This is a genomic window from Bacillus sp. ISO11 (assembly GCF_003458115.1).
Taxonomy (GTDB): Bacteria; Bacillota; Bacilli; order Bacillales; family Bacillaceae_G; genus Bacillus_A; species Bacillus_A cereus.
Map to the genome: position 1 here is coordinate 1 of NZ_QXCO01000054.1, position 21,810 is coordinate 21,810.

Sequence of the window (21,810 nt, forward strand, 5' to 3'; positions counted from 1 at the left end):
GACGTGGAAACTGTTTTGATAATGCGTGTATCGAATCATTCTTCTCACATTTAAAAACAGAGAAGTTGTATTTAGTGTGCCCAAAAACATATGAAATGGCCTACCGAGCAATTCAAGAATATATTCAGTTTTATAATACAGAAAGATTCCAAGAAAAACTTCACGGCCTTTCCCCGATAGAATATCGGGAAAAGGCCGTGGCATAATACTCTTTTTATTTCTGTCTACTTGACAGGGAGATGACCACTTTTACTTAATTACTATCATTAAAAATATATTTATATCAATATTTACTCCTTTTTATTCCTTCAAAAGTTTTTCACATAAATGTCATAAATCGTATGGTCTAACTATATAGTTGAAAAGGAATGCGACATTAAGGTGTCACTGAAAAACTCATCCAAGAAAAGGGAGGAAAAATCTTTTGAAAAACAAAATCATCGTTTTCCTATCTGTTTTGTCATTTATTATTGGTGGTTTCTTCTTTAACACGAATACTTCAAGCGCTGAAGCATCATCTACTGATTATGTTCCTAACCAATTAATCGTTAAGTTCAAACAAAATGCATCTTTAAGTAATGTGCAATCTTTTCATAAATCTGTCGGAGCTAATGTCTTATCTAAAGATGATAAGTTAGGTTTTGAAGTCGTACAATTTTCAAAAGGTACTGTAAAAGAAAAAATAAAGAGCTATAAAAATAATCCAGATGTGGAATATGCAGAACCGAATTATTACGTTCACGCCTTTTGGACTCCAAACGACCCATATTTTAATAATCAATACGGGTTACAAAAGATTCAAGCTCCACAAGCTTGGGATAGCCAACGAAGTGATCCTGGTGTAAAAGTAGCTATTATTGATACAGGAGTTCAAGGCTCACACCCTGATCTGGCTTCGAAAGTAATTTATGGGCATGATTATGTTGATAACGACAATACATCTGATGATGGTAATGGTCATGGTACACATTGCGCTGGAATTACTGGAGCACTTACGAATAACAGCGTCGGAATTGCTGGTGTTGCCCCACAAACTTCAATTTATGCTGTCCGCGTATTAGATAATCAAGGAAGTGGTACTCTTGATGCTGTAGCGCAAGGTATTCGAGAAGCTGCTGATTCGGGTGCAAAAGTAATTAGTTTAAGTTTAGGAGCTCCAAATGGTGGTACTGCATTACAACAAGCCGTTCAATATGCATGGAATAAAGGGTCTGTTATAGTTGCAGCTGCTGGAAATGCAGGAAATACAAAAGCTAATTACCCTGCTTATTACAGCGAAGTAATTGCAGTTGCTTCTACAGATCAATCAGATAGAAAATCTTCATTCTCTACTTATGGTAGCTGGGTAGATGTTGCAGCACCAGGTTCAAATATATATTCAACATATAAAGGAAGCACGTATCAATCATTAAGTGGTACATCTATGGCAACACCTCATGTTGCAGGAGTCGCAGCTCTTTTAGCAAATCAAGGATATAGCAATACACAAATCCGCCAAATTATTGAGTCTACTACTGATAAAATTAGTGGTACAGGTACGTACTGGAAAAACGGTAGAGTCAATGCATATAAGGCTGTACAATACGCTAAGCAATTACAAGAAAATAAAGCTTCTTAAGAAAACTTTAATCAGTCGATCTACCATGAATGCAGAATAAAATAGAAGGAGAGACTTCTATAATTAAAGCCTCTCCTTCTTACAAACTATATTACTCTCCCTGCTTTTTAACCATATGTAAATACAGTACAAGATCCATCATTGTCGATGAATGACCAAGTTGACGAATCATCGCTGTTATATTTCCTCTATGATATGTACCATGATTTACGACATGTTGCACTAATTCTAAAATCGAAGTTTCTAATTTCCCTACGTATGGATTCTCAATAACAAATACAGCATTCACATCTTGTATTGTAATTAAAAACTCTTTATATTGATTTGCCATGTTTTCAAACATTTTTTCTAATTCATGTAACGATTTAGTTTCAATTTGTTTTCGTAAATCTTCTCGGTCTTGTATTGCTTCATTCATACTTTTACCATGCAATATATGTAACCACACTTGATCTGTAATATAAATATGCACAAAAGTATCCTTAATGGATGGGAATACACTCTGTATCTGCTCATTAAAAATTGTCTCATAGTTTGGTAACTCTTTTAATCGATTGAATAATCTAGTATTAGCCCAAGCATGATAATCACACTGTTTTAATATATACTCTTTCAATTTATATTACCTCCTTATTGTATGAAACGAATGGTTTGTTTCTTCATTTCTGATTCTCTATCAGCCTTTGCAATCCCTTTTTCTTTCATTTCATGCTTATTTATCGTTTTATATTTTACATACGTATAAAATTCCGTTTGAAATGGAAATGGTGTAATCCGAATTGTTTCCTCGTCCACCCATTGAGCTTGAATAAGTTTCTCCTCTTTACTATTGAACATTTCTGTTCCTTCAAAACCATCTTTAAATAAGTCAATTTCATCTTTCTTTTTGACACCAGGCTTATTCATACATACGTATAAAGAAAGTTCATCACAAAACTTTAATAATCTATAATGCTTATCGAACATCGCAAACTGTTCCTTTGTTAACGTTTTCAAAATTCTTTTTTGTCGTTCTAATTCATGTTTATAAAATGACATCATCTCTTCATCTTCCTCGTTTAGTGGAAATGATAAAAAATGTTTACTACAAAGCAATGCCCCGTATGGATTAGAATTTTCAATTTCATTCAATCCAATCGTATAAAAAGCAAAACGTAATGGGCTTGGACAATCCATAAATGTATATGGAATATTTTTAGCATCATTCAAAATTGGTACTTTATCAAGCTCTATCCATCCTCTGTCATGCTCATATATTGCATCAACTGTTTCTTTTAAATATGTTTTATCTTCAAAAAAGTCTTCTTTTATATGCTTTGCAATCTCTCCAGCTAAAAAACCATGATCATGTTGACGAATTAAAATACTTTCCTTCTCATTTTTTTCACGAAAAATCATTCGTATACTCCCCCTCATCCTCATATTAAAGCTTTTTATATGCATCGATTCTTAATTAATCCCTAAATAATAGAAGGGATTCAGTCTCTTGCAACGAAATTAACATAATTATATAGTATTCTTTCTAATCATAGTGATAGCTTTATCTTTACTATCTATTATACTAAAACATTCATTCCAAAAATTTTTTTATGAGGTGAAAACATGAACAAAACAGAATTAATTAAAAACGTAGCTCAATCAGCTGATATTTCTCAAAAGGACGCTTCTGCAGCTGTACAATCCGTATTTGACACAATTGCTAATGCATTACAATCTGGAGATAAAGTTCAACTAATCGGGTTTGGAACTTTTGAAGTACGCGAAAGATCTGCTCGTACAGGACGTAATCCGCAAACTGGCGAAGAAATTCAAATCGCCGCTGGTAAAGTTCCTGCATTTAAAGCAGGTAAAGAATTAAAAGAAGCTGTTAAATAAAAACAAGAAACCAGCCATTTTATAGGCTGGTTTCTTGTTTTTATTTAAGCAATTGCTTTATATTCTCTGCATGATACACTTCACAAATATAAAATACACATTTGCAGTTACTTACAATTTGATACTTTCTAGTTGGATACACATTCGCTGTAACAGAACATCCATCAAACAATTCAATAATATTTCCAGATGGCTGATATCCTTCATATAATACGTTTCTTCTTACTTCCATCTTTTCTATAAGCTTTTCAACAGGAATATTTCCATTCTCTAATTCACTCTTTATTGCGTCCGGTAAAAACGAAGTGTCTGCAAAAATTAGATTTTCAGATAACACCTTTCCTTTATAACTAACATTAGATACACGGTAAAGAAATGTTCCGTCTTTATCAAAGAAATTCTTTGCTTCTTTCGGAATGTACTGTCTACCAAGTGCCTCTTGTTCAAGAACATCAAACTGAACTGTATCATTTAAAAGCTTTTCTAAAGCATGAATGGATGATGTATCTCCAGAAAATAAAATATTTTTAATTGCTTGTACATTATAAGTGAATTCATTCTTTCTATTTTCCGCTACTAACATGAGGAACACCTCTTCTGTAATTTTTTTATTTAAGATTTAAAAGTGCTGCCGCGTCTAATTGCGTAATTTCAGTCACTTCCTTACTGAATATTGCAACAGAAGCCCTATAATCTAAACTAGGCCTTACATCTTCCATCATTGTATTACTTGCTAACTCTTGTCTATCCTTAAAAACCAACAAGTTTGGAGGATCATTTGGAGCTGATACTGTAATATGTACTGGTGGGATCATTAGTCCTTCACCTGTCGCTTTCAGCACCGCTTCTTTTCGAGTCCAATATGTTAAAAAACCTTCTATTTTCTGTTCATTTGGCAGTTTCATAACTTGCGCTATTTCAATGTCTGTTAATACACCTTCTGCCATTTTCATAACATCTATACTTGGATTCATTTGTTCTACATCTATGCCAACAGGTGCAGATTTTGTAAATGCAACGACAACCCACTCACCTGAATGCGAAACGGATAATTGCGGCATACCTTCTGGTAATTGTGGTCTTCCATGCTGCAATTTACATACTGAGCACATTCGATCAATTGGTACTTGGACTGGTGACATAGAAAGTATCTTGCCGAGAACTAATCTACTTATTACGCAACCTATTATAAAACGAGCTCGATCTGCCGAATGGTGATACGAATTTGCTTTCTCTCGCTCTATATCATTTAGTAAATTGTAATGCCATGATTGTAAATCTGAAATTCTTGCCCACCATATTTGACAATCATTCTCATTCAAAGTTGGAATAGAATCTACAACTTTACTTTCTATCATGTAAACTCTCCTTTATTCAACGAATATCAATTTTCATAAGAAAGCATGCGTATATTGTTATTCATTGACAAGTACTTTCTCTTTTTCTGATACAGATAATGTTTTTTCTTTCTTCTTTGACATTACCTCTTTATCGGAAATACGTAAAGAAAATAGTAGTGCTATGAGCAAAAATATTGCTGACCCAATTAATGCTGCTTGATATGGTAAAAAATCGGATTGAACGTTATTACCTCCAAAACCAGCTAGTATACTAGCTAAAACCGCTACTCCTATTGCTGAACCTAGTCGATTTTGCACATTGAATATAGTAGTCGCTCTCCCCATAGAAGGCGGCGTGATATTGTTAAAGGCAGAAAATTGAACCGCACCGACAGATTGGCCTAAGAAAATACCGATACCAAACAATAATGCCCGGATTTGCCACGGATTCGTATCGTGATTTACAAAACTCAATAAAACAAATATAACCGCCGTACATATTAATCCAATAGAAATTACCTTTCGAGCTCCTAATTTCTTATATGACCATGGCACAATTTGTGAAGAAATCATTAATCCAATCGCCTCTGGAAATGTCGTAAGTCCTGATTCCAGTGCGGAAACTCCTATCACATTTTGATACATAAGAGGAAAAACAAATAACATTCCTAATAAACCAGCTGATGAAAATAATGATATAATGCTCATCTTTCTAAAGACTGGTTCTTTTAATAAGCGTAAATCTAACATCGGTTGCTTTACTTTCAGTTCTACAATTATAAACAATGTAATGAATACAACCCCAGCTATCCCAGTACTCATAATTTCTGGAGAAATCCACCCTTTTGATGGTCCCTGGCTGAGTGCATATATGAGCATCGCAAATCCTGGTGCTGATAAAATAAAGCCGAGCGAATCAAAGCGACCAGCTGATTTTTCAACATGTTCTGCTAAAAATAGAAGTCCAAATAGCAATGCAACGATTCCAAACGGTAGATTAATATAAAATGCCCAACGCCAAGACATTTGATCTACAAAGAAACCACCGATGATAGGACCAATTGCTGGTGCTACAGCAATTGGAAGTATAATGAACCGGGAAATCTTCGGTCTTTCCTCGGGTGAAAATGTTCGAAATAACATCGCCATTCCAACCGGTGTTAAAAGCCCTCCGCCAGCACCTTGAATAATACGGAAAATATTCAATGAAGTAATATCGTTAGCCATTCCGCATAAAGCAGATGCAATTGTAAATACGAAAAGAGCAATTAAAAATACTCTTTTCGTACCAAAACGATCTCCTAACCAACCAGAAATCGGAAGGAAAACAGCTAAACTAACTAAATACCCAACATTCACCGTCCCCATTGCAGATGCAGGTACTTGTAGTTCTCTACTTATCGTTTGCAGTGCTACATTTACAATCGTTGCGTCCATCGCAGCGATAAACATCGCAGTTATATAAACGATACTTACAACTACTTTTGGATTTAGTTTTTCTTTCATTATCGTTTTCCTACTAATGTTTTTTCGCGAACTTGATTACCTTGTGGATTCAAATCTTTCCAGTTATATTCAACATATTCTAAGCAGCTCTGCCTACTAGCTTCTTCATATACGACATTCCAGCCAATAGGTACATCGAGAAAAGCAGGCCAGAGAGAATACTGGCCCTCCTCATTTATTAATACTTTATATGTGTAATTATCATTTTCAAATGGATTCGTCATACTCTACTTACCCCTTTCTTATTCTGCAAATATTTCGCTAATACTTGCCCAATTTCCGTAAGTGGACCTGGCTGACATAGATCTTTATGTCTACAATCAATATCGTGCTGCACAATTTGCCCGTCTAAATAATTTAGCCACGTATTTGGAGAAATAGGATCAAACCAGTCTGGTATAACAGTAGATCTAAAGAATAAGATATCTCCGTTATAAACTTTCGGTACATATTTCCCTAACAACCCTACTGAATTTACATATGTTTCTTTCAAGTTCAATATAGTCTCTTCTTCAAGACTTGCTAATGCACTTCCATCTTTACGAAGGATTTCAACTGCACTTTCCATTGTAAGTGGTTTACCATCCATGTTATCTGGGTCATATCCGCCTAAAGCAAGTAATGCAATTAACGCTTCCTCTTCAGTAGGCGCTTCCGTATTTGGTAAGAAGTGTCCAGGATAAGAATCAAGCATAACGAGTAATTCTACTTCTTCCCCTTCATTTTGTAGTTGCGCCGCCATTGCATGCACAACATTTCCTCCAAGCGACCAACCTAATAAACGATATGGTCCATAAGGCTGTACTTCACGAACATGTTTCAAGTAATCCGCCGCCATCTCCTCTAAACTTTTTGGAAGTTCTTCATTTTTAGCAATACCACGTGCTTGTACACCATAGATTGGATAATCTTTTCCTAAAGATTTCATAAGTCCTGCATAGCACCAACTTAATCCACCTGCTGGATGTACACAAAATAGTGGTAATTGATCCCCGCTTGCTCGTAATGGAAGCAACACATCAAGTGCACTTTGACCATTCCCCATCTCAAGTCTTTCAGCTAACCCTGCAACAGTCGGTGCTGCAAATAAAGTGCCAATGTTTAGTTCCACTCCAAGCGCCTCTTTCATGCGGCTCATAAGCTGCACTGCAAGGAGTGAATGGCCACCAAGATCAAAGAATCCGTCATCAATTCCAATTTGAGGTACACTTAGCACTTCTGTAAACAAGTCGCATAACATTTCTTCTTGCGGTGTTCTTGGACCACGACTAGAAGATGATGCGATAAATTCTGGAGCTGGCAATGCCTTTCTATCTAATTTACCGTTTGGAGTTAAAGGTAACTCATTTACTACTACAAAAGCGTATGGAACCATATAATCTGGTAAACTACCACTAGCAAACTGACGCATTTCATTCGTATCAATTGCTTCATTATTTGATGCAACGATATAAGAAACTAACCGTTTATCCCCTGGTTGATCTTCACGTACAATAACGGCTACTTGCTCAACTTTAGGGTGCTTCATTATGACTGCTTCTATTTCTCCTAATTCAATTCGGAACCCACGAATTTTGATTTGATGATCTGCACGTCCTATATAATCTAGCATCCCATCATTACGCCAGCGAGCTAAGTCTCCTGTACGATACATTCTTGTACCTGGCTTGCCAAATGGATCTGCGATAAAGCGTTCAGCCGTTAATCCTGCTCTTCCTAAATATCCACGCGCAAGTCCTGCACCTGCAACATACATTTCTCCAACTACTCCAGGTGGGACTGGTTGTAAATAGTTGTCTAACACATACACTTTAAGGTCAGGTATACTGCACCCAATTAAACTATTTGCCCGTAAAGAGACGATAGTTTCATCTAATTCAATATAACTAACATGTACTGTCGTCTCTGTAATACCATACATATTAATAAGCTTTGGTACGTTATGAGGATGTCGACTATACCAATCTTCTAAGCGACTTAGCTCAAGTGCTTCTCCTCCAAAAACAACATATCGTAAAGATAATTTTTGGCCAATCTCTTCATTTTCACGATCTGCTTGCATCAATTGGTAGAACGCTGATGGAGTTTGGTTTAAAACCGTAACCTTTTCTTTAACAAGAAGCTGTAAAAATTCTTTCGGCGAGCGACTTACAGTATGTGGAACTACAACTAAACGCCCTCCGTATAATAAAGGTCCCCAAATTTCCCAAACCGAGAAATCAAAAGCATATGAATGGAACATCGTCCAAACATCGTTTCCGTCAAACTGGAACCAATGATCAGTTGCTCCTAAAAGTCTCACTACATTTTGATGAGGTATCATAACGCCTTTCGGTCTGCCCGTTGACCCTGACGTATAAATAACGTAAGCAATATGTGATGGAGATAATGGCTTAATTCGTTCCACTTCATCAATATTGTCTTCACTATATTTCTCAACCTCTGCTATTACTTTTACATTATCAACTAAAACTTTTATTGCCTCATTACATTCAATTTCCACTTCTGAATTCGTTAAAACACATGATGGTTTCGCATCGTGTAGCATAAATGAAATACGGTCTGCTGGGTAATCTGGATCTAACGGAAGGTATCCAGCACCAGCTTTAAGAACAGCTAATAAGCTTACAACCATGTTTAATGATCTTGGCATCGCTAAAGCAACGAGTTGATCAGGACCAATCCCTTTTGCTATTAGGAATCGAGCTATTTTATTTGCTTTTCTATTTAACTCTTCATAAGTTAATTTCTTATCTTCAAAGACAACAGCAATAGAATTTGGATTTATATGAACCTGCTTTTCAAACAATTGTGGCAATGTCATTTCTGGTGCAATTTGAAAACCACCATTCCACTTTTCTAACACTGTATTTTTCTCTGCTACAGCTAATATTTCTAATCTGCCAATTGATTGCTCCGGATTTGTAGCTGCATCATCTAATAACAAAATGAATCGTTCTATTAGTTTTTGAACCGTTTCACGTTTATATAAATCGGTACTAAACTCTAGTAATCCATGTAAACCGTTCGGAGTACCATCAACTCCGTTACTCTCACTAATTTCAAATGTTAAATCAAATTTTGCAGAACCGACGCTTTGAATTTCAAGGCTCGCTTCTAAATCTGGTACATAAAACGTTGCTTCTGGTGTATTTTGAAAAGCTAACATAACTTGAAACAACGGGTGGCTGTTTCGAGTACGTACTGGATTTAATACTTCAACAAGCCTTTCAAATGGAACATCTTGATTTTCATAAGCTGCAAGGTTTACCTGCTTCACTCTATTTAATAATTCTTTAAAACTTGGATCTCCTGAAGTATTTGTACGTAACACTAATGTATTTACAAATAAACCAACAATATCTGAAAGTACATCATCATTTCTTCCAGCAATCGGACTTCCAATTGGTATATCAGTGCCTGCACCTAATCTTGTAAATAGTGCACTAAGCCCTGCTTGCAATACCATAAACAAACTAACTCCATTTTTACGTGCAAGCTCTACTAACCTACTATGCATACCTTCATCTATATGAAAATGAATTGTTTCCCCGCGGTAACTCGTCTCAATTGGACGCTGGAAATCTGTAGGTAACTCCATTTGGTCTGGTAAACCTTTAAGTTCTTCTTTCCAAAAATCTAATTGTGTTGAAATAAGACTCTCTGGTGTCGTTTCATCACCTAGCAATTGCTGTTGCCAAAGTGCATAATCTGCGTATTGAACTGGAAGTGACTCCAGCTGAACTCTGTCACCTTGACATCGCGCTTTATACGCCGCTGTAAAATCTCTCGTTAACGGCTGTAATGACCAGCCATCACCTACAATATGATGTAATAGAATTAATAATACATGTTCGTTTTCACTCACTGTAAAAAGTTGCAAACGAACTGCCGGCTCAAAATCGAGGTTAAAGCTATATCTTACCGCCTCTGAAAGTACACTTTCTAATTCATCTTTACATGTATTAGTTATAACCATTTCTAGATTTAAGTTTTCCATATCTAAAATTTTCTGATAGGAACTACCTAATACGTTAGGGAAAATTGTTCTAAGTGTTTCATGTTTCTCAACTACATCATAAAAAGCACCTTGTAATGCTTCCCGATTCAATATTCCATTCATACGAATGACTAGCGGAATATTATAAGTAGGACTTGGACCTTCTAAACAATTTAAGAACCATAACCTGCGCTGTGCAAATGAAAGTGGAACTTCATTTGGCCTACTTGCTTTCTGAATAGCTGGTCTTGCGCTTTTTGCATGGTTTAATTGTTTCGCCAGTTCGGCAACAGTTGGTGATTCAAATAGTTTCCCAATTCCTAATTCCACACTTAACGTTTCACGAATTCTTGCCATTAAACGAGATGCAAGAAGTGAATGTCCACCCATTTCAAAGAAATTATCATCAATGCTAATTCGAGAAACACCAAGTACTTCTGCAAATAAATCACATAATATTTCTTCTTTCGGATTTCTAGCAACCCTCTCATTGTCCATTCCATTAAAATCAGGAGCAGGTAATTTCTTTCTATCCACCTTACCATTTGGCGTTAATGGTAATTCTTCTAGCACAACAAATGCTGATGGTATCATATAATTCGCTAAACTTTCTGAAACATAAGAACGAATTTCTGAAAGATTAATCGGTTCCTTTTCTTCTGCAACGATATACGCAATGATGCGCTTATCATTTGGACGATCTTCTCGTACCATTACTATCGCTTGTTGAATATTTTTATGTCGTTGTAATACCGTTTCAATTTCAGCTAATTCAATTCGGAATCCACGAATTTTAATTTGATGATCTGCGCGACTAATGTACTCTAACGCACCATCACTACGCCATTTCACGAGATCTCCTGTACGGTACATGCGCTTCCCTGATTCTCCATAAGGATTTGCAATAAACCGTTCAGCTGTTAACTCCGGTTTTCCTAAATATCCGCTTGCAAGTCCCTCCCCTGCAATATATAATTCCCCAATAACTCCAGGTGGAACTGGTTGTAACCCTGCATCCAATACATACACTTCTGTATTGCAAATTGGCTTTCCAATAGGAGGTATACCCTTTTCACCTTCATCAATGTTCATGAAAGTAGACCAAATCGTCGTTTCAGTTGGTCCATATAAATTAGTTATTGAGCAACCTAATTCTTTTAATTTATTTGCTAAATGCTCTGGAAGAGCTTCACCACCAACAAGTATATTTAGCCCTTGTAGCTTCTCTGGATAATCAGTTACTAACGCCTGCCAAAGCGTCGGTGTAGCCTGCATAATTGTCACTCTTTCTTCTTGTAAAAGTGTCGTTAATGCTGATGGCTCTTGTATGTCTTCTTTTTGCGCAATTGTTAAACTTGCACCACTAATAAGAGGTAAATAAATTTCTAGAGCAGAAATATCAAACGCAAACGTTGTAACTGCTAATAAATGATCATTTTCATTTAATGAAAACTTTTGTTGCATAGCCATTAAAAAGTTACTTAAACCTCTCATAGGAACAATTACACCTTTTGGGTTTCCTGTTGAGCCTGAAGTATATATTGTATAGGCTGGGTTTAAAAGTGATACATCATTCTTACATGCTATATTCATACGAGAATATGTATGTAACGCTAGTTTCGTTTCTTCTTCATCTAATACAATTTTTTTCATATCATTTTCTATAACTAACTTAGATGAAACAGATGAATGTGTTATGATACAAACTGGTTTTGCATCATTTACTATATAATTAATTCTTTCTGCTGGGTATTCTGGATCTATTGGTAAATACGCTGCACCAGCCTTTAAGACTGCTAGCATACTAACTACCATTTCTATTGATCTAGGGAATACTAAAGCTACAAACTGGTTTGGTCGTATTCCTTCTTCTACTAAATAATGTGCTAGTTCATTCGCTCGTTCATTTAGCTCTTTATACGTAAGGTTTACACCGTCACAAGTAATGGCTAGTTTATTGGGATTTTTTTGCACTTGTTTTTCAAATGATATAGGCAGACTGATTAACTCATCGTCTTCCTTCGTTTCATTCCATTCCAATAAAACTTTATGATTTTCTTCAGGCAGAGTAATGTTTATTTTTCCAATCGACTCGTTTTTCTCATAATTATTTACTACTAATTCAAATAGATTCATAAATCTTTCTTTATGCAATGCTAGCTCCGCGCCATTATATACTTCAGGATTTGCATCAAAATGAATCATTAGCTCATTTTGATCAAAACGTTTATATACATTTATTGATAAATCATCGACAGGTCCTGCTGATAAATTATGCGTAATACCACGATTTCCAGCAAAATTTAGCCCGTAATCAAAAGGCATAACATTCACTAACGGTCCAAACAACCTTTGATTTTCACCTAGTAACTTTAAGTCTCTTCTTAATTCCTCATGACGGTATTTATAATGGCGACGTACATCTCGGATTTCTTTAGAAACTTGTTGCAATAATTCCGCAAGAGTTATATTTGGAGTTACTGTAATACGAAGTGGCACTAAATTCATTACCATACTTGGTGTATGAATAGATACCGAACCTAGACGTCCCATCATCGGTAAACCTAAAACAATATCATTTGCACCTGTTAACTTATGCATATAAATACTTGTTACAGCGACAATGAATTCCGGCCAACTTGTTAACGAAATATTGATATCTTCTAATAAAGTTTTCGTGCTAGAACTAGATAAATAAGCTGTTTCTCGTGAAAATCCATTTGATGTTCTCGGTGCTCGCTCTGCCAAGCTTACAACTTCTGGTTCATCCGCAAATTTTTCTAACCAAAAAGTACGATCTTCCTGAAATTTTTTAGACTCACGATACTCAATATCTTCTTGCACGACTTTTGTAAGAGAACCAAACGGCTTTTCATTCTTGTTTGTTTCTTCTATAAGTGATGTATACTCATTCGCCACTTTTTGGCTAAGAAGTGAAAATCCATAGCCATCCATCACAATGTGATGGATGCGCTGATACCAAAAGAAACGATTATTTTCAACTTGAATAAGTGCTTCAGTAAATAATGTATCTTTTTTCAAATCGACTGGCATAGATAAATCATTTTTCATCCATACTTTAGCAGCTTCTTCAGGATTTTCTTCTTTACGAACGTCAATAAAATGCATATGAAACTGTGATTCTTCAATAACTTGCCATGGGCCAATTTCATCCTCCTCGAAGCGAACATGAAGTGCTTCTGCTTCTATTACAACTTTACGTACAGCTAATTCAAAAATTTCTTGATGAATATTTCCGTTTATTTCTACATATTCCCCAGTATTGTAAATTGGATTAAGCGGATCTAATTGTTGCGCAAACCACATACCAGACTGCGCAGATGATAACGAATGACGAATCTTTTGACTGTTAGGCATTCTTTACTACCCCTTTATTATGTAGTCTATTTGTTACAGCACCTGTGCTGTTTGTGAAGATAGTAAACTGTACCAACCTGCAACAGTTGGACGTTCTGCTAAATGTGCAAACGTGATTTCTTTCCCTTCACGACGCCACTTCTCTACTAAACTCATAATTCTGACCGAATCAAGCCCTCTATTTAATAAGTCCTCATCAATATCAATACTCTCTACTGGCTCACGAAGTAGTTGTGCAACTAGTTCATGTACTTGCTGTATAGTGATTCCTTCACTCTCATCACCTTTTACACTTTGTAAATCTTTTAACAGTAAGTTTGTTGATGTCGTTACTGCGCATCTATTAGATGCATACTCCAATGCTTGTTTATGATGCTCTAGTGAAAAATCAGCAACTGCATCTGCTACAAAGAACGGCTCTATACCATCCATAAATGCTTCACAAGCTGTTAAAAGGCATCCAATATGCGCATAAATACCGCAAATAATGAGTTGATCTCTTCCTTGTTCATTTAAAATTTCTAATAGATTTGTCTTTTTAAATGCACTATATCTCCATTTTGTGAGGAATATATCATCCTCATCAGGAGTAAGTTCATCAACAATTTTCTTTTTATCTGGTCCAGCAGGAATACCGTCACCCCAAAAGTCTTGTAATAAACCTCTTTGTTCTAACGTTTGTCCACCAGGTTGCGCTGTATAAACAACTGGTATACCAAGTTGTTTACATTTTTCTCTTATCATTTTAATATTTGAAATAAGTTCTACTTTTGGTGATTCTTTATCGCTATATGCATCAAGAAAATATTCTTGCATGTCATGAATTAAAAGTACTGCACGTTTCGGGTCTGGTGTCCAATTCACTTTATTTTTTGGTAGTTCTGATTCAATTGGCATTTTATATACTGAAATAGATGGGATAGCCATCTAATCACTTCCTTCCGGTTTTTATTATTGTTTTACTGTAATAAGTTTTTCAGCAATGACTTTACGTAGTTCTTTTTTGCTGACTTTTCCGACTCCTGTTTGCGGGAATGATTCAATAAATTCAATTCGATCTGGAATTTTATAAGCCGCTATACCACGTTCTCTTAAAAACATTTTTAATTCACTTACTGCCGGAACTTGTCCGCGAGCTATAACAAAAGCACAGGTGCGTTCACCTAAATAATCGTCAGGCATAGATACGATTGCTACGTCATGGACCGCATCGTGTGCTAATAGATGATTTTCAACTTCTTCCGCAGCAACTTTCTCACCACCGCGGTTAATTTGATCTTTATCTCTTCCTTCTACAATGATGTATCCTTGTTCATTTACTTTTACAAGATCACCTGTGCGATAAAATCCATCCTTTGTAAATGATCGTGCATTATGCTCTTCGGCTTTATAGTAACCACGAATTGTATATGGACCTCTTGTTAATAAACTACCTACTTCGCCAGGTTGTACATCGTTGTCATTTTCATCAACAACTCGTACTTCATCGAGTGCAGACATTGGTCTACCTTGTGTATAAATAATAAATTCTTCCGGATCATCTAATCTTGTATAGTTCACTAATCCTTCCGCCATACCGAACACTTGCTGTAACGTACATCCAAATGTAGGACGTATACGTTTTGCAACCTCAGCGCTAAACTTAGCACCACCTACTTGAATAATCTCTAGGCTTGATAAATCGGCATTACGAGAAGATGCAGCATCAAGCCAAATCATTGCTAATGGCGGAACGAGCGCTGTAATTGTAACTTTTTCTTTTTCGATAAGAGCAAAGGCCTCATCTGGACTACCACCAGTTGCCAATACCACTTTTCCACCCGCATAGAAAGTTCCAAATGTCCCTGGAGAACTCATTGGGTAATTGTGTGCTACTGGAAGAACTGCCATATAGACGCTTTCTGCATTCAAATTACAAATTTCAGCGCTAACACGTAAACTATAAATATAGTCATCATGTGTTCTAGGAATTAATTTAGAAAGACCTGTTGTGCCTCCTGATAATTGGAGAAATGCAACATCACTTGGCTGAACTTCTGGTAATGAGACGGGATCCATATACAGATCATTTATGTTCACAAACTCTTCTTCTTCTCCCACTACAATTACATGTTGTAACGTTGGCACTTTCTCTTTCACTTCTCTTGCTAATTTTCGATAATCAAAACCGAGAGCCTTATCTGAAATAACGTAAGCGCTCGCCTCGCCAAACTCACAAAAATAACTAATTTCACTGCTTCGATGTGAAGGTAGTGCAAAGACAGGAAGCGCTCCAATTCGAAATAGTGCAAAACATATTTCGAAAAACTCGATAATGTTAGGTAACTGGATTACAACTCTGTCCTCTTTCTTTATTCCTAAATTCAGTAAACCTGCTGCTAAACGATCTACCTTTTTATTAAGTTCACTATATGTTATATGCTTCTTACCACTTACAACCGCGATTCGATCTCCATATTTCTCAGCCCGCTCTCTTAACACTCCTCCAAATGTTTCACCAAGCCAACATCCTGCTTCTCGGTAACGATCGGCAAATTCTTTTGGCCATTCTGTATAACCTACTAGCATTCTTTCTTCCCCCTATTTTTCATTAAGTGAACTATCTCTTAACCCTAAAGCTTTTAGCATTGTTTGGAACTTAGCTGATGTTTCTGCTAACTCATCTTCTGGTTTTGACTCAGCAACAACTCCAGCTCCTGCATATAAACGAAGTGTATTTTCTTGTACTTCAGCACAACGAATTGTAACAATCCATTCTCCATCTCCATTTAAATCGCTCCATCCTAGCATTCCTGTAAAGAACTCGCGGTCAAATGGCTCAATATGCTGTATAGCTTCTCTTGCTTTTTCCATCGGAGTTCCGCAAACTGCTGGCGTAGGATGAAGGGCAATTGCTAATTGTAAAGAAGAAGTATTTGGATCCTTAAGTTCACCTTTCACTTCTGTAGACAAATGCCACATCGCTTCACTATGAATAACTGATGGCTTTTCTGGAACATGTAATGTATGACAATACGGACGAAGTGCAGCGACAACCGCTTCAACTACTACCGCATGTTCATGTAAATCTTTTGGCGAAGAAAGTAATTCCTCTGCTCTTCTTTTATCTTCTACTGGGTCCTCACTACGTGGCCTTGAACCAGCTAACGGGTTAGAAATAACTTGCATACCATTACGTGAAACAAGTAATTCAGGGCTTGCTCCAATTAGCGTCTTACTGTTCTCTTTTTCATCTTTCGGTAAATTTACAGCAAATGTATAACCATGCTTATTATGCTCTGCTAATTCTCGCAGAAGTTTTTGCTTATCAATCTTTTCGGAAGATTTAACATCTAACGATCTGGATAGAACGATTTTCTTTAAATCACCGTCCTGTATTTTTTCAATTCCTTGCTTCACACCATTCATATAAACTTCAGGGTCTGGCACTGGTGTCATTTCAAATGTTACATTCTCATTTGTTTCAAGCTGATTTGTTGTATCCAATTGTAAACGCTCAGAAATTCTGCTATATTCTGGTACGATGAGTTGGACTTCTTTTCTACGATCAAATGGCAAAGCACCCACAACGATAGGATTTGGATTTCCAGCTTGTTTCGCATTACTTAATGTCGCTTGCACAAGCTCTGGGAAACTTTCAATTTCACGATGCTTTACTGTAGTAAACTCTCCTTCTGCTAATATCGTTCGAGTTGGTGAAGCGAAAAAGAATGAAGATTCAGTCTTATAATCTTCTAAAAGTTTTTCTGACAATTCCTTTACAGCTATATGTTCATTCATAATATAATAACCTCCTGAATTTTTATTAAACTCCTAACGTAGCACCGCCATCAACACATAAATTGTGCATTGTAATATGACTTGCTCTATCTGAGGCTAAAAATAACACTGCTTCAGCAACTTCTGAAGGTTGTGCAATTTTTTGTAATGGAATTCCGAGTCTATATGTATTTTGAGAACCAGCAATTATATTTTTAGCTCCATTCTCATCAGCCCATAGTAATCTTTGCATCTCAGTTTCAGTAGAACCTGGAGAAACTAAGTTGCAGCGTATATTGTATGCCGCAAGCTCTAGTCCTAAACATTTCATAAACATCGTCGTTGCGGCCTTTGACGCAGCATACGCAGCCATCTCCATTCTTGGCGTATTTGCCGCATTTGAACCGACTGTAACAATTGCCCCCGATTTTCTTAACATCATATTTTTACTTACCGCTCGGGACATATTGAAAACCCCTGTAGTATTTACAGAGAATGTTTTAGTCCAATCTTCATCACTTAACGAATGAATTGGTCCCATACGTAAAACCCCTGCAACATTTATTAAAATATCTATTGGCGCTATTTCATTTGCAATATGATTTACCATGTCTTCAACAGCGGCGCTATCACTCACATCTAAACGAAACGTTTTCATACGTGTATTGTTTAATTCGTTTTGATTTAAGAGTACATTTAACCCCTCTTCATTTTGATCAACCGCAATAACTGTGGCTCCTCTTTCTAAAAACATTTTGGCAACGACACTGCCTATGCCTTGTGCTGCACCTGTTACTAAAACTGTTTTCCCATCAAATTCCCCTAAGTTCATTTTCTCTATCCTTTCACATAAACATTAATTTCATTAAGTAACACCGATGATATTGATTTTCATTATCAGTTGTGTTGTAAAAAATAATACACTTACTAAACTAATTGGTCAAGTGCGCATTACTTTAAAATCCATTTTATTGATAATGTTTTTCATTTACCATCTTACACCGAAATGATAATGTTTCTCAATAAACTTGTCAATCTTTTTTTATTTTTCAGATAAACCATTTTAATGCTTCTTAATAAAATCATATGTAAACGCATTAAAAGTACTTATATTATAAATAAAATTCAAAGTCCTCTTTTTAAAATTGAAGAAACTAAACTAGAGATACGTTCATTTACAATGCTTTATGAAAAACTCAAGTATATATTTTCTCAATATTTTTCTGAAAATATATCTTACAAATACTAATGAATGTCTTTTTTGTCATTTAAGATTTAATATATATTTCGAATACGATGTATCAATTTATTGTATTTCAATATAATCCAAATAGGCATTTCACTCACTTTTACATCTATGAAAATCATAAAAGTAATTTAACCTTGTTAAAATAACTCATAAAAAAAGCATCCTAATTAATAGAATAGGATGCTTTTTCGTAATCATATTGTTATAGAAGATTTATATACTTATGCTACGCTGCGATACTCTTCTTCTTTTTCTTTTTTCTGCTTAGGTGCTTGAATTAAAATTGCGATAATGAATGACACGACACATACTACACCTATTACCATGAACGTTGGTTTGAATCCACCTAGAAGTGCACCGATAAAGGAACCTGCAAGCGCCCCAAATCCAAATCCTTGATACACAATTCCGTAGTTCTTACTATGGTTTTTCATACCGAAGAAATCACCAACAATAGCTGGGAAAATAGTGATATTTCCACCAAAGCAAAACGCTACACTTGCTACACATACGAAGTAAATACCATAATTTAAATCTACAAAACTTAGAACTAAGACTGAACTCGCCATAACAACAAAAGTACCAGTAACGATTTTTAAACGCCCAATTTTATCCGATAACGGTCCTAAAATGATACGACCTAATGTATTGAAGATTGCAACCATAGCAACCGCATTAGCTGCTGTTGTTGCGCTAAGTCCTACAAGTTGAACACCAATGTCTTTTACCATACCAATTAAGTATAAGCCACTCATACATGATGTAAATAACATGATAAATAATAAGTATACTTGTTTTGTGCCTAACATTTCTTTCGTTGTGTATTCCTCAGTTTTTGTTTCATGAACTGCTCCTTGATCTGCAGCTTGATGGATTAAACAAGCACCAATTACAATCATAGCTGTAACAATTAAACCCCAGTATATAAATGCTTGGGATACACCAACTGATTCAATCAACTGTGCGTTAACGTATTTAAAGATTAAGCTACCTGAACCATATGCAGAGACAGAAATACCAGCAATTAAACCTTTACGCTCTGGAAACCACTTTATTAAATTTGATAGTGAAGTGATATATGCTGTACCATCTGCATAACCTACAACAACTCCCGCTAGTACATAAAGTAATATTAGTGAGGATGCTTGTGAACTAAGTATTAATCCTAGTCCTAATGCTAATCCAGCTATCATAATAAGTTTACGAAGTCCCCATTTTTCTTGCAATTTACTCGCAAATAAAGTTGAAAATGCTAAAGAAAGACTAGTAATTGAGAAAGTTATCGCAACAGCGTTAAGACTCCAACCATATTTACTAACTAAAGGCTGATTGAATAAACTCCATGTATATATCGTCCCAAGCCCCATTTGTACTATAACTGTGCCAAGGACAACAAGCCATGGATTAATAGTTGATTTTTTCATACCTTTCCGCCTCCTCTTTCTATTTCAATGCTATTCGCTAAATTTACTTTTTTTATGTTCATTTTGGTCACCTCTTTTGATTTGACACCTTCATTGTATAAGATGTTTTTGTTTATGTAAGCACTTACAAGATAGAGCGTCAAAAACATGGAATCAGTTACAAAAAACGAAGGATGAAATACAAAAAACGAAGGATGAAATACAAAAAACTACTGATTAAATACAATAGAAAAATTTTTTATACTTCAATCCACCTTATTTTTTATAAAATCACAAATTTTTTTCCAATAAATAAAACTAAATATTCACTAATATATCTATCCGTGGTTTAATATATATAATAAAAAAATATTTCTGTCTTTAATGAGGAGGTACTATGAAAGCAAACGTAGGGGATACTATACTTTTTCAACGAAATAATTTAAAGATTACAGGATCTGTATTAAAACTTTATACTGAATCGGTCTTAGTTGAAATTACAAATGTAAGCGGTGGTACTTTTGAATTTGATCGAACAATTGTAAATCATAAAAACTATAAAGTTTTAAATACAAATACATAAAACAACACAAAATAGCCCCTGCTCAACAGCAGGGGCTATTTTATATAAAAATATTTCACTAGTTTATATACCCTAAAACATTAACAATCTTACTCGCTTTTAAATTGTTAATATGGTAATAAATTTCTAAACCTCTTCTCTCTGCTCGTAACACTTTACCCTTCATTTTTGATAAATGTTGTGAAACAGTAGATTGCGGAATATTCAGTAACTCTGTTAATTGTGTTACATTACAAGTTTTTCTCGTACTTAATTCATTTACAATTTGCAGTCGGATTGGATGCGCCATAATTTTTAAAATATCTACATCTTCTTCTGAAACTAAAGTTTTTCTCATTTCACTCGTATATGTTGTCATAAGACATTCCCCTTTTATATGAATTCCATATTCATAAGATCTATTTCCAAATTTTTTAAAACCCTTGATTAAAACTTTCATATAGAAATAAAAGGATTTTAAATTTTTGAAAACAGAACTTACATTCACTTTATTTATTTATTTATTTGGTACATATACATAATACAATGTTAATATGTGCTCTATGTGAAGTTCACATAAATTTATGATGAAGATTTACTTAGCCACTCGCATCCTACTCATCTAATTACCCACTGCATAAAATCATCAGTTATTTTAACACATTTTAGGCGTTTGTATATACTATTTATAAAACAACTTTTATAAAGGGGGATTCATATGCCTACAGCGTTACAAGAAGAAGTCGAAGAAGCACGGGAAACATATGTCAGTCGTATCATCTTAGTTGGAGGATCCGCTTTATTTTTAGTAGGCGGGGTTATCTCAGCAATTTCAGCCTTTAAAACTTATAATCGTTTGGAGAATACGCCGCCTTCTACAGATAATTCATAGATATTTTATAAAATAAAACGTCGCCTCCAATATGAAGAGACGACGTTTTATTATTCATACATATGACACTAAAAGTATCGGTAGATTCCCTACTCCATTTTCTAAGCTTACTTCACCACAAACCTAGTCTGACTACACCCATCCTTCTGCTTCGTTACTTCTAATACAGCTGGCATTGCGTTTTTCAGCTCTTGAACGTGTGAGATGACACCGATAAATCGGCCTGAT

Annotated in this window: 18 protein-coding genes; 5 read left to right on the top strand and 13 right to left on the bottom strand. The window is 35.5% G+C overall.

Translation table 11 applies throughout. From position 1 onward, the window contains the following. The coding region (locus D1166_RS29345; protein WP_141195368.1) for an IS3 family transposase at positions 1-206 on the top strand (206 nt) is incomplete at its 5' end. Positions 207-424: 218 nt separating this feature from the next. Then, positions 425-1,618, top strand: coding sequence for a S8 family peptidase (locus tag D1166_RS29350; RefSeq protein WP_000790924.1), 1,194 nt, complete (start codon positions 425-427; stop codon positions 1,616-1,618). Positions 1,619-1,709: 91 nt separating this feature from the next. Here D1166_RS29350 and D1166_RS29355 read toward each other — a convergent pair whose 3' ends face one another. Both D1166_RS29355 and D1166_RS29360 read right to left on the bottom strand, forming a co-directional pair. Beyond that, positions 1,710-2,234 carry a DinB family protein gene (locus D1166_RS29355; RefSeq protein ID WP_098221135.1) on the bottom strand — a complete coding sequence of 175 codons (525 nt, stop codon included), beginning with the start codon at positions 2,232-2,234 and terminating at the stop codon, positions 1,710-1,712. Between the two features lie 14 nt (positions 2,235-2,248). Continuing rightward, complete coding sequence (locus D1166_RS29360) at positions 2,249-3,016, bottom strand: DUF3891 family protein (RefSeq protein WP_000577279.1); 768 nt, start codon at positions 3,014-3,016, stop codon at positions 2,249-2,251. 204 nt (positions 3,017-3,220) lie between these two features. On the opposite strand from D1166_RS29360, the gene D1166_RS29365 reads away from it, so the two are divergent. Then, positions 3,221-3,493 carry an HU family DNA-binding protein gene (locus D1166_RS29365; RefSeq protein ID WP_001043905.1) on the top strand — a complete coding sequence of 91 codons (273 nt, stop codon included), beginning with the start codon at positions 3,221-3,223 and terminating at the stop codon, positions 3,491-3,493. A 40-nt stretch (positions 3,494-3,533) separates the two neighbouring features. Here the strand turns inward: D1166_RS29365 and D1166_RS29370 are convergent, their stop codons facing one another. The 10 genes from D1166_RS29370 to D1166_RS29415 form a co-directional block, all read right to left on the bottom strand. Continuing rightward, a complete protein-coding gene (locus D1166_RS29370) occupies positions 3,534-4,076 on the bottom strand; it encodes a cold-shock protein (RefSeq protein WP_098221134.1) in 543 nt (180 codons plus the stop codon). Positions 4,077-4,101: 25 nt separating this feature from the next. Continuing rightward, the gene (gene sfp, locus D1166_RS29375; protein WP_000572999.1) at positions 4,102-4,851 is read right to left on the bottom strand and encodes a 4'-phosphopantetheinyl transferase Sfp; all 750 of its coding nucleotides are present in this window, start codon (positions 4,849-4,851) and stop codon (positions 4,102-4,104) included. 57 nt (positions 4,852-4,908) lie between these two features. Next, on the bottom strand, positions 4,909-6,339 hold the full coding sequence (locus tag D1166_RS29380) for an MDR family MFS transporter (RefSeq protein ID WP_098221133.1): 1,431 nt from the start codon (positions 6,337-6,339) through the stop codon (positions 4,909-4,911). Next, positions 6,339-6,563: an MbtH family protein gene (locus tag D1166_RS29385; RefSeq protein ID WP_000184059.1), complete on the bottom strand. Its 225-nt coding sequence runs from the start codon at positions 6,561-6,563 to the stop codon at positions 6,339-6,341. The genes D1166_RS29380 and D1166_RS29385 overlap by 1 nt, the downstream gene beginning before the upstream one ends. Beyond that, positions 6,560-13,717 (bottom strand): amino acid adenylation domain-containing protein, encoded by a 7,158-nt coding sequence (locus D1166_RS29390; RefSeq protein WP_098221132.1) that lies wholly within the window; start codon positions 13,715-13,717, stop codon positions 6,560-6,562. Before D1166_RS29390 ends, D1166_RS29385 begins: the two co-directional genes overlap by 4 nt. Before the next feature lie 33 nt (positions 13,718-13,750). Then, a complete protein-coding gene (locus tag D1166_RS29395) occupies positions 13,751-14,644 on the bottom strand; it encodes an isochorismatase family protein (protein WP_098221131.1) in 894 nt (297 codons plus the stop codon). A 24-nt stretch (positions 14,645-14,668) separates the two neighbouring features. Beyond that, complete coding sequence (locus D1166_RS29400) at positions 14,669-16,285, bottom strand: (2,3-dihydroxybenzoyl)adenylate synthase (protein ID WP_098221130.1); 1,617 nt, start codon at positions 16,283-16,285, stop codon at positions 14,669-14,671. A gap of 12 nt (positions 16,286-16,297) precedes the next feature. Further along, on the bottom strand, positions 16,298-17,497 hold the full coding sequence (dhbC, locus tag D1166_RS29405) for an isochorismate synthase DhbC (RefSeq protein ID WP_001002076.1): 1,200 nt from the start codon (positions 17,495-17,497) through the stop codon (positions 16,298-16,300). A gap of 25 nt (positions 17,498-17,522) precedes the next feature. Then, the gene (gene dhbA, locus D1166_RS29410; RefSeq protein WP_001048432.1) at positions 17,523-18,308 is read right to left on the bottom strand and encodes a 2,3-dihydro-2,3-dihydroxybenzoate dehydrogenase; all 786 of its coding nucleotides are present in this window, start codon (positions 18,306-18,308) and stop codon (positions 17,523-17,525) included. A 638-nt stretch (positions 18,309-18,946) separates the two neighbouring features. Beyond that, on the bottom strand, positions 18,947-20,149 hold the full coding sequence (locus D1166_RS29415; RefSeq protein WP_118043528.1) for an L-lactate MFS transporter: 1,203 nt from the start codon (positions 20,147-20,149) through the stop codon (positions 18,947-18,949). 376 nt (positions 20,150-20,525) lie between these two features. On the opposite strand from D1166_RS29415, the gene D1166_RS29420 reads away from it, so the two are divergent. Then, complete coding sequence (locus D1166_RS29420) at positions 20,526-20,711, top strand: YkvS family protein (protein WP_000646793.1); 186 nt, start codon at positions 20,526-20,528, stop codon at positions 20,709-20,711. 58 nt (positions 20,712-20,769) lie between these two features. Here D1166_RS29420 and D1166_RS29425 read toward each other — a convergent pair whose 3' ends face one another. Continuing rightward, entirely contained in the window at positions 20,770-21,069 is a 300-nt protein-coding gene (locus tag D1166_RS29425) for an ArsR/SmtB family transcription factor (RefSeq protein ID WP_000214801.1), read from the bottom strand. A gap of 339 nt (positions 21,070-21,408) precedes the next feature. Here D1166_RS29425 and D1166_RS31495 point away from each other — a divergent pair, with 339 nt between their 5' ends. Next, positions 21,409-21,582, top strand: coding sequence for a hypothetical protein (locus D1166_RS31495; protein ID WP_001141667.1), 174 nt, complete (start codon positions 21,409-21,411; stop codon positions 21,580-21,582). Positions 21,583-21,810: the final 228 nt, after the last annotated feature.